Here is a 13,818-nt window from a genome sequence, read left to right on the forward strand (position 1 = left end):
GCAACCGGCCACCCGCCGGTGGCCCGGAGCGGACCGAACAGCCCCTTTGGGCCGGCAGACGGAGTGCGACGCCGTCGTGGCTGGTCGCGCAGCTCCCCGCGCCCCTGATGGTTGCCCTTCGCCCGAACAGGGCGAACCGCTGCCCGGCGGGGCGGGACGTACGGAGAGGAGGGGAGGCGGGCCGGCGGAAGCCGGACTAACCCTTGCCGCCGCCCGAATCACCGGTGATCGCCGACACCTTGTCCCACACGGTGTGCGCCCACCCCGACGTCGCGTCCCACAGATTCCTCGTGCTGTTGACCCAGTCCGGCAGCGGCGTGGTGTACCAGACCACGACGAAGACCACGATGAGCACCAGGATCACCGTCAGGCACCCCTTGAGGCAGCCGAGCCCGGGGATCTTCACCGGGTTGGCGCTGCGTCGCGGCTCCCGCCGTGCCGGCGCGGGCGCGGGCGGCGTCGGGGCGGCCGGCCGCTCGTAGCGCTGGGGCTGCGGCGCGTACCCCTGCTGCTGCGGATAGCCGTACCCCTGCCGGTACTGCGGCGGCTGCGCCTGGCGCTGCGGGTGCCCCTGGTGCTGGGGCTGCTGCGGCGGGGCCGGCTGGCGGCGCGGGCGGCGGCGCAGCGGGTCCTGCTCGGGCGCGAGGTACCCCACCTCGGTCTGCTCGTTGCGGTGCCGGGCCGCGCTGAGCTGGGACTCCCAGGGGTGCGGCCCCTGCGCCTGCGGCGTCTGCTGCGGCGTGCCGCCGGACCCGGGCGGCATCGGCGGCATGACGCGCGTCCGCTCGTTCGGCATCACGGAGGTGACCGCGTTGGGGTCGTACGACGGCGCGCCGCCGGACGGCAGCACCTGAGTCGGGTCCGCGTCCGGGGACTGCGGCGGGGTGCCGGGCACGGGCGTCGGGTCGGCGTCCGGGCCGAGCAGCGCGGCCACGCCGAGAGCCGCCTCGGCCTGCGACGGGGTGGCGTGCACGCCGACGCCCGCGGCGACGACCCGCAGCGCCCGGGCGAGGTTCTCCGCGCTGGGCCGCTGGGCGGGGTCCTTGCGCAGGCAGCGCTCGATGACCGTCCACAGCGGCTCGGGGATGTTGCCGGGGCGGCGCGGCTGGTCGTTGAGGTGGGCGTGCAGCACCTCGATGGCGCTGTCGCCGCGGAACGGCGGCGAGCCGGTGAGCAGCTCGAAGAGCAGGATGCCGGCGCCGTAGATGTCGACCGCCGAGGTCTGCGGCTTGCCCTGGGCGGACTCCGGCGCCACGTAGGCGGGGGTGCCGACGAACTCGTGGGTGCGCGTCACCCCCGGGGAGTCGGCCAGCCGGGCGATGCCGAAGTCGGTGAGCATCGGGTGCATGCTCTCCGCGCCGTCCTCGCCGGTCGTGGTGGCGAGCAGCACGTTCGCGGGCTTCAGGTCGCGGTGCACGACGCCGTCGGCGTGGCTGGCGGCCAGCGCGTCGGCGATCGCGGCGGTGAGCAGCGAGGCGGCGACCGGGGTGAAGGGGCCGTTCTCCCGGAGGTAGCGGTGCAGGTCGGGACCGTCGATGAGGTCCATCACCAGGGCGAGCAGGTCGCCCTCGACGACCAGGTCGCGGACCCGGACGATGTGCGGGTGGCGCAGCCGGAGCAGCACGGAGCGTTCGCGCAGGAAGCGCATCACCACGTCGGGGTCGCTCGCGAGCTCTTCCTTGAGCACCTTGACGGCGACGGCGCCGCCGCCCCCCTCGTGTTCCTCCCGCACCTGGCCACGCCACACGGTGCCTGTGGCGCCGCGCCCCAGCGGCTCCTCCAGGAGGTACTTGCTGCCTACCGGCCGCACGTCGTGTGCTCCCTTGCCTGACTTCGATTGGTCGTGATCGCGTGCCCGGCCGGACCGGATTTCCGCCGCGGGCACCATTCGATTCTCGCCCGATTCCGGCCAAGCGTAGTGCCGCCGCCGATTCGGCCGCCCGATTCCCAGGTAGGACGCCGGCCGGGGGCCGATGGTTGCCCGCCCGTCACGCCCACGCCGGGGCCCCTGCCCGTACGGGTGAACGCAGGTGGACCCGCATGGGCGCCGGCGGGCGCCCCGCCGGAGTGCCGCACCGCCCGGGGTGACGCACCTCTCCCGTCTGCCCGCGGGCCGCGCCCGCAGTCGGCCGGTTCCGGTCACCGGGCCGCCGGAACCCGCCGCGGTCCGGCCACCTGCGGAGCAGCACGCGATCGTCTCCCGCACCGAAGCGGTCAGGAACGGCCGAACCCGCGAGGAAAGCGCCCGGCAAGATCGCGGAAGGCGGGACCGGCCGCATGGTGTCGGCGACGGGTGGGAGGATGCATCCGTACGGCCGGACGGGCCAACGCGGGCCCGGCCGCTCGTGCTTGAGTTGTGCGTGTAAGGGTGAACGCTTGTACGACACGCCCGCGCGCGGCCGGGGAGGGACCCTCGGACGCCTGCCCGGGCCCGGGGAGAAGGGACCGCGGACGAGATGCAGATCCGGCTGACCGTCCTCGGGCCGCGCAGCGGCCGGACGAGGTTCTCCCCCGCAGGCCGGTGCGACGTGCTCATCACCGCACCGGAGGGCACCGTCCTGGGCACGGTCGCGGGGGCGCTGGCCTCGGCGGCCGGCTCCGCTCAGCAGGGCGGGCGGTCCGCCAGTTCCTCCGTCGCGCTCTACGCCGGCACCCAGCGCCTGTCGCCGAGCGCCGTCCTCGGCGCGCCCCCGCTGGTCGACGGCGCGCTGCTGTCGTTGCACGCCCCGGCCGAGCAGCAGGGCGACCACGGCCAGTACGGCAGGTTCGGGCAGTACGGCAGCCCGCCCTCGGAGCTGGCCCGGCTGCAGGTGGTGGGCGGCCCGGACGCGGGCGGGGTCCATCTGCTGCAGGGCGGTCAGGCCCGCATCGGCCGCTCGGCCGACGCCGACGTGCCGCTCGACGACCCGGACGTCTCACGGATGCACTGCGAGGTCGCCGTCGGGGCGGACGGGCAGGTCACGGTCGCCGACCTCGGCTCGACCAACGGCAGCACGCTCGCCGGGCAGCCCCTCGGACAGCGCCCGCAGCCGTTCCCGCAGGGCGCACTGCTCCAGATCGGTGAGTCGACGCTGCGGCTGGACCCGGCCCACTCGGCCGCCGGGCCCGTCCTGGCCCCTCACCCGGACGGCGACGGCCATCTGCGTGTCGGGCTCCCCTGGAGCCGCCAGCCGGGCCGCGAGGGCGGCGGTCGCGGAGCCACCGGCCACGGACCCTGCAGTCATGGGGGCGGCAGCCACGGCGGCCGGGCGTCCGCCACCGGCCACGACCGGCCGGACGCCGCCGGCGACCCCGTCTCCGACCAGGGCGGCGCTCCCGGGGCACACCCGCACCCGCACGGCGAGACGCGGTTCGGCCTCTACGCGCAGGCAGACCCGGCGGGCGGGGTGGCGTCGCCCGGACGCGCGGCGGGTGACGCGGGCGCGCCGCCGATGCCCGGTGCGCACACACCGTCGCCGTCGCCGTCGGCACCCGTTCCCGGACAGCGCGGCCCCAGCGGCGCCGGTCAGCGTGGCGCCGGCTTCCCCGACGAACACGCGCCGGCCGGCGGCCGGCCCACCGACGGCCCCGGCCCAGGTTCCGGCTCCGGCTCGGACGGCCCCACCGCCCCGCCGATCCCCCGCCAGGCTCCCGGCGTCTCCCCGGGTGCGGCAGCACCGCACCCCGACGGCCTGACGCACGCCGGCCGCGCGCCCTGGGCGGACGCCGAGGCACCGGCTCACCCCGGAGCTCACGCCGCCGGCGCGGAGAGCAGTGCCCGGCGGCGGGCCACCGGCGAGCGCTCCCGCGGCACGCACGGGCCCGACGAGGGCCGGTCCCGGGGCGGCGGCGCCGTGGGCGCGATAAGCGCGTGGGCCCGGCGGCGGCTCGCCCCCGGCCGCACCGGGGCGGAGGCCGCGGACACCGGCGAGGCCGAGGCGCTGCGGGAGCGGTGGCCCGACCCGGCGACCGTCCTGCTGACCGCGCTGGGCCCCGGACGGCGTCTGTGGGAGCGCGACCCCGCCCACCCGGACGCCCTGACCGTGCGGCTGGGCACGGCCGACCTCCCCTCGGAGGACGGCACCCGCCGCCTGCCCGCCGTGCCCTTCACCGTGGACCTGCGCTCGCCGCACACCGCCGCGCTGACCCTGGCCGGGCCGCGCCCCCGGCTGTCCGGACTGTGCCGCGCGGTGCTCGCCCAGTTGTGCGCCCTGCACTCCCCCGCGGCGCTGGAGGTCGTGCTGCTGAGCGCGGACCGCTCCCGCGGCGCCGACCAGCGCGGCGAGGAGTGGTCCTGGCTGAACTGGGTGCCGCATCTGCGCCCCGGCCACGGCCAGGACTGCCGGCTGCTGCTCGCCTTCGACCGCGACCAGGCCCAGGCCCGGATAGCCGAGCTGGTGCGCCGCCTGGAAGCGGGCCCGCTGGGCGCGTCCTGGGCCGTCGCCCCGCAGGAGGCGGTGTCCGCCGCGACGACCGCGTACGAGGGGCCGTTCACGGTGCTGGTGGTCGACGGCGACCCGGGGTCGGCGACCCTGCAGGACGCGGTCGCGCGGATCGCGGTGGCCGGGCCGTCGGCGGGCGTGCACGTCCTGTGCCTGGCCGAGGCCGGCGAGCAGCCGGTGATCGGGAACGGCGTGGTCGCCCGGCTGTCGGGCGACGTGGCCACCACCCTGCACATCGAACGCGCCGGGCACCCGCTGCCCGGCGACGACAGCACCCTGCCGGACGAGATCGTGCTGGACGCGGTGTCCGCGGACTGGGCCGAGCACTTCGCCCGGGCGCTGGCGCCCCTGCGGGAGGCGGACGAGACCGCCCCGCGCTCCCGTTACGCGCTGCCCGACACGGTCCGGCTGCTCGACGAGCTGGACCTCGCGCTGGCCACGCCCGCGAAGATCGCGGCCCGCTGGGCGGACTCCGGCGCGCCGACGGCCGCCGCCCGGGCGGTGCTCGGCACGGGCGCCTCCGGGCGGGTCGAGGTCGACCTGGTCGCCGAGGGCCCGCACGCGATGGTCGGCGGGGGGCCGGGCGCGGGCAAGACGGAACTGCTGCGCGCGCTGGCGGCGGCGCTGGCCGCGGGCGAGCGCCCGGAGCGGCTGGCGCTGGTGCTGGTGGACGGCGCGGGCGCCGAGCGCGGCGAGGGTCTGGCGTCGTGCGTCGACCTGCCGCACGTGTCGAGCCACCTGGTCGCCTCCGATCCGGTGCGGATGCGGGAGTTCGCCCAGGGGCTGACCGCGGAGCTCAAGCGGCGTGCGGAGCTGCTGGACGGGCGGGAGTTCGCGGCCTGGCACAACCGGCGGGTGGTCGCGGCCGGCGTGCCGCGCCAGGGCCGCCGTGACGTCCCGGGCGCGGAGAACGCGACGGACGGCAGGGACACGACGGTCAGCGGGGACGCGACGGGCGGCGGCGTGCCGGCCGATGGCGCGGGTCGGTCGGGTGGCGCCGGTATCGGGGCCGCAACGGCCCCGGCCGGGGACCAACCGCGGCCGGCGGATCCGGCCGAACCGCCTGCGCTGCCGCGCCTGGTGGTGCTGGTCGACGACTTCGACGCCCTGGTCGCCCCCGGCCTCGGCAGCCCGGGCCGGCCAGCGGCGGGCAGCGTCGTCCGCGCGCTGGAGGCGGTGGCCCGGGAGGGCGAGCGGCTGGGCGTCCACCTGGTGGCGGCCACCGGCCGCCCCGAGCGCACGGCGGGCACGGACGCGGACGAGCGGGCGCGGCTGCGCATCGCCCTGCGGATGCCCGACCCGGAGTCGGCCGCGCTGCTGGTGACCGTCGAGGACCCGGCGGGTCTGGACGACGCGCTGCCCGGCCGCGGCTATCTGCGGCGGCCCGGAGGCGCGGTGACGCTCTTCCAGGGCGCGCGGGTCAGCGCCCGCATCCCGCGCACGGCGACGCTGCGGCCGACCGTCGTCCCGCTGGAGTGGGAGCGGATGGGCGATCCGCCGGCGCGGCGCCAGGTGCGGGAGCTGGGCAACGGCCCGACGGACCTCGCCCTGCTGGCCAGCGCGCTGCAGCGGGCCGCCGAGTCCCCTCAGGAGGAGGCCCGCCGCTAGGGCCTGCCCGGGGTCGGCCGCCGGGTCCGGCCCGGGCTCCTTGACCGCGGTCTGTCCCGTGGGCTTCCTGTGAGCTTCCCATGGTCATCCCGTGGTCTTCCTGTGGCGCGTTTCCACGTCTTCCACGTCAGCGTCCTGGCGATGTCCCACATGTCGTCAGGGCTTTCTGTGGCGTCCCTGCTCCGGGGGCAGATTTCCCCTGTACAAGCGGGTTTGAGCCAAGATCACGGCATGGTCACGATCGCTGGCAACTTGCTGTATGCGCCCTTGCGAGCCCCGTTCACCCGGGCGTAGGACAGACGCCACGGGACTGAGGGGATGGCCAAATGCTTTCGTTAAACACGAGCAAGGACAGAAGTCTTGAGACGAACCCGGCGCACCGCGTCGTGCGCCGCACTACGCGCATAGCGCTCGCCGCGGTCGCGGCATCCGCGCTCGCGCTGACCGCCGCCGCGTGCGGAAGCAGCAGCGACGACGGCAAGAAGAGCGGGCAGAACTCGAGTTCGCCGTCCGCCTCGAAGGGCAACGGCTCCTCGCTCCAACTGCCGGATCTGCACGGGCAGAAGCTTGAAGTGGCCGCCGTGTGGACCGGCCCCGAGCAGGCCAACTTCATGAAGGTGCTCAAGGAGTTCGACAAGCGCACCGGCGCCAAGACCTCCTATGTGCCCACCGGCGACAGCCAGTCCACCTTCCTCGGCACCAAGGTCGAGGGCGGCGCCCCGCCGGACGTGGCGTTCCTCGCCCAGAACGGCGTGCTGCACCAGTTCGCCGACAAGGGCTGGATCAAGCCGCTGGGCCCGGAGGCCCAGGCGCAGCTCACCGCGAACTTCTCGCCGGGCTGGCAGAAGCTCGGCGCCTGGAAGGGCAAGCAGTACGGGATCTACGCCAAGGTCTCCAACAAGTCGCTGATCTGGTACAACGCCGCCGCGTTCGGCAACGCGGGCGCGTCCGAGCCGAAGACCTGGGCGGACTTCCTGAAGACCGCCGAGACCATCTTCGAGTCGGGCACACCGCCGGTGTCGATCGGCGGCGCGGACGGCTGGACCCTCACCGACTGGTTCGAGAACATCTACCTGTCGCAGGCCGGGCCGGACATGTACGACAAGCTCGCCGCACACACCATCAAGTGGACCGACCCCACGGTGAAGACGGCCCTGACGACGCTGGCCCAGCTCTTCGGCAACAAGGACCTGGTCGACGGCGGTGCGCGCGGCGCGCTGGCCGCCGACTTCCCCAAGTCGGTCACCCAGGTGTTCACCGGCAGCTCGCCGGCCGCGATGGTCTACGAGGGCGACTTCGTCTCCGCGTTCATCTCGGGCAACACCAAGGCGAAGGTGGGCACGGACGCCAAGGTCTTCCCGTTCCCCGCGGTCGGCACCGGCAAGCCGCCGGTGGTCAGCGGCGGTGACGTCGCGGTCGCGATGAAGGACTCCAAGGGCGCGCAGGCGCTGCTGACCTTCATCGGGTCCACGGACGCGGCCAAGATCTGGGCGGGCGGCGGTGGTTACCTGTCGCCGAACAAGTCGATGGACCTCTCCGCGTACCCGGACGACGTGCAGCGCAACATCGCGAAGGCGTTGATCGCGGCCGGCGACGACTTCCGGTTCGACATGTCGGACCAGGCGCCGGCGGCCTTCGGCGGCACGAAGGGCGAGGGCGAGTGGAAGGACCTGCAGGACTTCCTGGCCAAGCCGTCGGACGTGGCCGGCGCCCAGGCCAAGCTGGAAGCGGACGCCGCCAAGGCCTACGGGAGCTGAGGACGGATGGCTGACGCCTCCCTGCCGGGGGCGGGGGGCGGCGCCGTGGGCGCCGCCCCGGTCACGCCGGGTCCTGTGAAGGGACCCGGCGGCGGCCCCCGCCGCAGCATCATGGGCACACCGCCGTGGCTGGCGGCCCTGTTCCTGCTGCCCGCGCTGGTCCTGCTGGGCGCGCTGGTGGCCTATCCGATCGTCTACACGATCCACCGCAGCCTGTACGACGCGGGCGGCAGCGGGTTCGTCGGGCTGAAGAACTTCGGCACGGTCTTCAGCGACCACGGCATCCTCACCGCGGTGCGCAACAACGCGATCTGGGTGGTGGTGGCGCCGACCGTGGCGACCGCGCTCGGCCTGGTCTTCGCGGTGCTCACCGAACGGGTGCGCTGGGGAACGGCGTTCAAGCTGGTCGTCTTCATGCCGATGGCGATCTCCATGCTGGCCGCGGGCATCATCTTCCGCCTGGTGTACGACCAGGACCCGTCCCGCGGTGTGGCGAACGCGGTGGTGGTCGCGGTGCACGACACCTTCACCAGCAACGCGGCCTATCCGGGGGCGCGTCCCCGGCCGAACAGCGATCTGGCGCCGACGGCCGGCGGCTCGTACACCTCGAAGTCGACGGCGAGCGTGGGCACTTCGGCGAACCTGCCGCTGGTGGGCATCCCGCAGAACAAGCTGCCCGCCGGCGCCCAGCAGGCGAAGCCGGCGGCGCCGAAGCCCGACGCGGTGACCGGCACCGTGTGGCTGGACTTCCGGCCCGGCGGCACCGGCAAGCCCGGCGTCATCGACCCGGGTGAGAAGGCGCTGTCCGGGGTCAAGGTGCAGGCGGTCAAAAACGGGAAGGTGGTGGCGTCGGCCAAGTCCGGCAAGGACGGCACCTATACCCTGCCCTCCTCCGCCGCCGGCGCCCAGCTGCGGCTGCCCGCGTCCAACTTCGCCGAGAAGTACAACGGCATCAACTGGCTCGGCCCGAGCCTGGTGACCCCGTCGATCATCGCCAGCTACGTCTGGATGTGGGCGGGCTTCGCGATGGTGCTCATCGCGGCCGGCCTGGCCGGGGTGCCGCGGGAACTGCTCGAACAGGCGCGCGTGGACGGCGCCAACGAGTGGCAGGTGTTCCGGCGGATCACCGTGCCGCTGCTGGCTCCGGTCCTGGTCGTGGTCATGGTCACGCTGATGATCAACGTGCTCAAGATCTTCGACCTCGTCTACATCATCGCGCCGGGACAGACCCAGTCGAACGCCAACGTGCTGGCGCTGCAGCTCTACCTGTCGTCGTTCGGCGGCGGCAACGACCAGGGCGTCGGCAGCGCGATCGGCGTGATCCTGCTGCTGCTGGTCCTGCCGGTCATGATCGTCAACATCCGCCGGCTGCGCAGGGAGGGACGGCGATGAGCGCCGACGCGACAACCGGCGGTGCGGTCACCGCCACCGGTCCCGCCGCGGCGGCCGACACGAGCCGGCGGGGGCCGGGCCTGGCGGCCCGCCTCGCCGCCCGCACCGGGGGCGGCGTGCTGCGGGTGGTCCTGCTGCTGGTGGCGCTGTTCTGGCTGCTGCCGACCGTGGGACTGCTGCTGTCCAGCCTTCGCTCGCCGACCGACATCACGGCGAGCGGCTGGTGGAAGGTGTTCACCACACCGTCGCAGCTGACGTTCTCCAACTACCACACGCTGCTGAGCAACAGCGCGATCACCGACTCGCTGTGGAACACCGTGCTGATCACCGTGCCGGCCACGCTGCTGGTCGTGGTGGTCGGCTCGCTGGCCGGCTACGCCTTCGCCTGGATGGACTTCCCCGGCCGGGACTGGTGGTTCATGGCGGTGGTGGCGCTGCTCGTGGTGCCGGTGCAGGTGGCGCTGGTGCCGGTCGCCAAGCTCTTCGGCGAGCTCGGCATCTTCGGCGACATCATCGGCGTGGTGCTCTTCCACACCGCGTTCGGCCTGCCGTTCGCGATCTTCCTGCTGCGCAACTTCTTCGCGGAGATCCCGCGGGAACTGCTGGAGGCGGCGCGGCTGGACGGCGCGGGCGAGCTGCGGCTGTTCGTGCGGGTGGTCATGCCGCTGGGCGGTCCGGCCATCGCCTCGCTGGGGATCTTCCAGTTCCTGTGGGTGTGGAACGACATGCTGGTCGCACTGATCTTCACCAACAGCGACTCGCAGCCGATCACCGTGGCCCTGCAGCAGCAGGTCCGGCAGTTCGGCAACAACATCGACATCCTCGCGCCCGGCGCGTTCGTGTCGATGGTGATCCCGCTGGCGGTGTTCTTCGCCTTCCAGCGGCAGTTCGTGTCCGGTGTGATGGCCGGCGCGGTGAAGTAGCGGCCCGGCCGGCGAAGCCGGTCGGGAGCGGGTCGGCCGGCGAAGCCGGTCGGGAGCAGGTCGGCCGGCGAAGCCGGTCGGGAGCAGGGCGGTGCGAGCCGCCCGGGCAGGACGGCGGGGGCGCCGCGGCAGCCGGCGCCCCCGCTTTCTGCTGCCGTGCTCGCGGGTGCCTCGGCGCGGCAGGACGCGCGGCGGGACGCGCGGCGGGACGCGGAAGCCGTCTGCCAGGTGGCCTACGCCCACGCCGCCGTCCGCGTGGCGACTCTGATCATGCGATGACCGTTTGGCAACCTGATTCCGGAACGGCAGGAATCGGGAGTTGTCATGACATCGCACGATCTGGTCCCGGGCACACGACAACCCTGGCTCCGCGGAAGGGCGGGCAGCGTCCCGCTGTCGCACCGGCTGCGCGAGGCCCTGATCGTCGGCACCCCCGCGGTGGTCGTGACCGTGCTGGGCTGGCGGCAGCGCTGGGTCGGCGACGACGGCATGGTCTACGCCCGCACCGCCCGCGAGATCCTGGCCGGTCAGGGCCCGGTGTTCAACGCGGGGGAACGCGCCGAGGCCTCCAGCGGGACCCTCTGGCAGTGGCTGCTCACCGCCTGCTCCGACGTCACGGCCAAGGACCCCTCCGTCGTCGCCGTCACGCTGGGTGTGCTGCTCACCGGGATCGGATACGTCCTCGCCGTCGCCGCCGCCCGCAAGGCGGTGCGCCCGCTCTCCTCGGCCCCCCTGCTGCCGGTGGGCATGCTGGTGCTGCTGGCGGTGAAGCCCGACTGGGACTACGCCACGTCGGGCCTGGAGAACGGGCTGGCCATCGGTTGGATCGCCCTCACCTGGTGGTACCTGGTCGCCGCCCGCGACATGCGTAGCCGGCGCCACCCCCACCCCGCTGCCGCCACCCGGCACAGCCCGTACGCCGCCGCCTGCCTGATCGGGCTCGGCCCGCTGGTGCAGCCCGAACTCGTCCTGGTCACCGCCGTGTTCCTGGTGGCCCTGTTCGTCCTGCTCCGCCCGCGCCCGATGCGCGCCGCCGGACTGCTCGCCACCGCCGTCGTGCTGCCCGCCGCGTACGAGGTCTTCCGCGCAGGCTACTACGGGGTGCTCGTCCCGCTGCCCACGCTCACCGAGGAGACGGGCCGTCCGATGTGGGCCCGCGGCCTGGCCTATGTCACCGACTTCACCGAGCCCTACCGGCTCTGGCTGCCGGTGGCCCTGCTGGCCGTGGTCGCCGTCCAGGCCCCGCGCCGGGTGCTGCGCCCCGAACTGCTCGCCCCTCCCCTCGCCGGACTGCTGCTGTGGCTGAACGTGTCCCGGGTCGGCGGCGACACCATGCACGGCCGCATGCTGCTGCCGGGCCTCTTCCTGCTGATGCTGCCGCTGTGCGCGGTGCCGCTCGGCCGCCTGACCGGCTCGGCGGCGGCCGCCGTGGCGGTGTGGTCGGTGCTGTGCGCCCTGCTGTGGCGGCCTCCCGCCGCGACCGGCGCCCCCTATCCGATCCTCGACGAGCAGCGGGCGTACGCCGCCTCCGCCGCCGGGCCGCACCCCGTCACCGAGTTCTCCCACGCCGAGCAGGTCAGCCCCCTGCTGCCCGCCGAACTCGCCGCGGAGAACGGGCGGAAGCCCGTCCTGCTCCTGCAGATCCCGGACGGCGGCGGCCGCTTCGTCTCGCTGCCGCTCGCCGCCCGCTTCCGCACCCGGCTCGCCGGGAGCTACGGCCTGCTCGGCTACAACGGCATCGTCACCCCGCTGGACGCCACCGCCGTCGACCCGCGTGGCGTCGCCTATCCCCTCGCCGCGCACCGGACGCGGGCCGCGACCGGTCCGGCAGGGCGATCCGCCCAGGAGCAGGCACTCGACCCGGCCTGGATCGTCGCCGACTGGACCGATCCCGGCGTCCCGCTGCCCGCGGGCCTGGACCCCGCCCGCGTCAGCGCGGCCAGACACGCGCTGAGCTGCGGCCGGCTCGCCGAACTGCAGTCATCGGTGCGCGCGCCGCTGACCCCCGGCCGGTTCTGGCGCAACCTCACCGGCGCCTGGTCCCGGACGGGCTTCCGCTTCCCCGCCGACCCGTTGCGGGCGGAGCGTGCCCTGTGTCGCGGCTGAAGACCGGGCCGCACCGTCCCCCGGGCGCCGTCCCCGACGCGTTCGGCCCGGACCCGGTCGCCACCCGCCCGCTGCTGCTGCGGGCCGGCGCGGTCCTGCGGCGGCAGGCGCCGTACCTGGTGTGCGCCGCCGTGTTCTGGCTGATCATGGCGATCGTGGTGTTCCACACCCCGCTGACCGGGGACTTCGGGCAGAACGCCGCGGCGGTCGCCCGCGTCAGCGAGAACTGGCGGCACCCGGCGAACCCCGTCATCAAGGAACCCGGCCGGGGCAGCCCCTACTTCTCGCCCTACGCGGTGGCGCTGGGCCTGGCCGCCAGGGCCACCGGCACCGCGGCCTGGCTGGCGCTGCGCTGGAGCGCGCTGCTGAACCTCGCCGTGCTGGCCGCCGGCGTCGGCGTCTACGCGCGGACCCTCAGCCGCCGCCCGCTCGCCCCGGTGTACGCGCTGGCCGCGTTCACCCTGCTGTGGGGCTGGCAGCCGGAGCTGTGGAGCGGCTTCTGCGGGCTGGCGTCGCTGACCCAGGTCGCGCCGTACCCGAGCACGTTCGCCGTGGGCCTGACGTTCCTGCTGTGGGCATGGACCGACCGGGTCGTGCGGCGCGGCGGTGGCTGGTGGGCGCACGCCGGGCTGGGCGCACTCGGCGGGATACTGCTGCTCATCCATCCGATCACCGCGCTCGCGGCGGCCACCGGGGTCGCCGCGACGATCGCCGGACGCGAGCGGACCTGGACCCGCCGGACCGCCGCCGCGTGGACCGTCACCCTGACCGTCGCCCTCACGGTGGCCGCCGCGTGGCCGTACTTCGACGTGTTCGCGCTGGCCGGGGACACCACCGTGGACGCGGTGCACCGCAGGCTCTACGAGCAGTTGCTGCCCTGGTACGTCCTCGCGCTCGTCGGGCTGCCCGCCCTGGCCTGGCGGGCGCGGCGGCGGTGGCGCGACCCGCTGGTGCTGATGTTCGGCGCGGACTGCGTGATCGCCGCGTACGGCTGGTTCAGCGCGCACTACACCTACGGGCGGGTGTTCGCCCTGCTCCTCGTGCCGCTGCAGTTCGCGCTCGCGGTCGAGCTGGCGGAGATCCCGCCGTGGACCCGGCTGCGGAAGGTCCTGGTGCCGTTGAGCGCGGGGGCGCTGTGCGTGGCGTTCACCGCCCAGGTGGGGGCGGTGGTGCCGAGCAGTGTGCTGCCGCTGCCGATCAGCCGGCCCGAGCCCTGGAACGACTACCGGTGGGTGGCGGATCGCGTCCACGCCGGGGACGTCCTCCTCACGAACGGCTACCAGCCCTCGCACGTCCTGCCCGCGTACGGGGTCTACACCGTGTGGCCCGCGTGGCCGGACCCCTCGACCACGGTGGCAGACCGCAACCGCCGTTCCGTCGCGGTGAGCTCGTTCTTCGCACCGCGCACCTCGGCGGCCACCCGCCGCGCCGTGGTCCACCGCTACGGCGTCCAGTGGCTGCTCCTCTCCCCCGGCGAGCACGTCCGTTACCCCGGCACCGTCATCGCCCACCACCCCTCCACCCGGGAAACCCTCATCCACCTTCCCTGACGCTCTCTCATGACTGGCCTCGGGCAAGGGGTCCGGTTTCGCCGCGGGGGGCCGCCGCCGG

General features: G+C 74.6%; 7 protein-coding genes. 6 read left to right on the top strand and 1 reads right to left on the bottom strand.

Features of this window, described 5'->3' with window-relative positions:
• Window positions 1-196 precede the first annotated feature (196 nt).
• Complete coding sequence (locus K7862_RS36220) at window positions 197-1,810, bottom strand: serine/threonine-protein kinase (protein WP_222969872.1); 1,614 nt, start codon at window positions 1,808-1,810, stop codon at window positions 197-199.
• Between the two features lie 646 nt (window positions 1,811-2,456).
• On the opposite strand from K7862_RS36220, the gene K7862_RS36225 reads away from it, so the two are divergent.
• From K7862_RS36225 to K7862_RS36250, 6 genes are all read left to right on the top strand, one after another.
• Window positions 2,457-6,029, top strand: coding sequence for an FtsK/SpoIIIE domain-containing protein (locus tag K7862_RS36225; RefSeq protein ID WP_222969874.1), 3,573 nt, complete (start codon window positions 2,457-2,459; stop codon window positions 6,027-6,029).
• Between the two features lie 326 nt (window positions 6,030-6,355).
• On the top strand, window positions 6,356-7,786 hold the full coding sequence (locus tag K7862_RS36230) for an ABC transporter substrate-binding protein (protein WP_222969876.1): 1,431 nt from the start codon (window positions 6,356-6,358) through the stop codon (window positions 7,784-7,786).
• A gap of 6 nt (window positions 7,787-7,792) precedes the next feature.
• Entirely contained in the window at window positions 7,793-9,178 is a 1,386-nt protein-coding gene (locus tag K7862_RS36235; protein ID WP_222969878.1) for a carbohydrate ABC transporter permease, read from the top strand.
• Complete coding sequence (locus K7862_RS36240) at window positions 9,175-10,101, top strand: carbohydrate ABC transporter permease (RefSeq protein ID WP_222969880.1); 927 nt, start codon at window positions 9,175-9,177, stop codon at window positions 10,099-10,101. Before K7862_RS36235 ends, K7862_RS36240 begins: the two co-directional genes overlap by 4 nt.
• Window positions 10,102-10,425: 324 nt before the next feature.
• The gene (locus K7862_RS36245) at window positions 10,426-12,207 is read left to right on the top strand and encodes an arabinofuranosyltransferase AftB family protein (protein WP_222969882.1); all 1,782 of its coding nucleotides are present in this window, start codon (window positions 10,426-10,428) and stop codon (window positions 12,205-12,207) included.
• On the top strand, window positions 12,195-13,757 hold the full coding sequence (locus K7862_RS36250; RefSeq protein ID WP_222969884.1) for a hypothetical protein: 1,563 nt from the start codon (window positions 12,195-12,197) through the stop codon (window positions 13,755-13,757). The genes K7862_RS36245 and K7862_RS36250 overlap by 13 nt, the downstream gene beginning before the upstream one ends.
• Window positions 13,758-13,818 lie beyond the last annotated feature (61 nt).

The sequence above is a fragment of the Actinacidiphila acidipaludis genome (assembly GCF_019890725.1).
Taxonomy (GTDB): domain Bacteria; phylum Actinomycetota; class Actinomycetes; order Streptomycetales; family Streptomycetaceae; genus Actinacidiphila; species Actinacidiphila acidipaludis.

Excerpts from the sequence above, each read along its gene's own strand:
- K7862_RS36230 (WP_222969876.1), top strand. The coding sequence starts at position 6,356 with ATGCTTTCGTTAAACACGAGCAAGGACAGAAGTCTTGAGACGAACCCG.
- K7862_RS36245 (WP_222969882.1), top strand. The coding sequence starts at position 10,426 with ATGACATCGCACGATCTGGTCCCGGGCACACGACAACCCTGGCTCCGC.
- K7862_RS36235 (WP_222969878.1), top strand. The coding sequence starts at position 7,793 with ATGGCTGACGCCTCCCTGCCGGGGGCGGGGGGCGGCGCCGTGGGCGCC.
- K7862_RS36225 (WP_222969874.1), top strand. The coding sequence starts at position 2,457 with ATGCAGATCCGGCTGACCGTCCTCGGGCCGCGCAGCGGCCGGACGAGG.
- K7862_RS36240 (WP_222969880.1), top strand. The coding sequence starts at position 9,175 with ATGAGCGCCGACGCGACAACCGGCGGTGCGGTCACCGCCACCGGTCCC.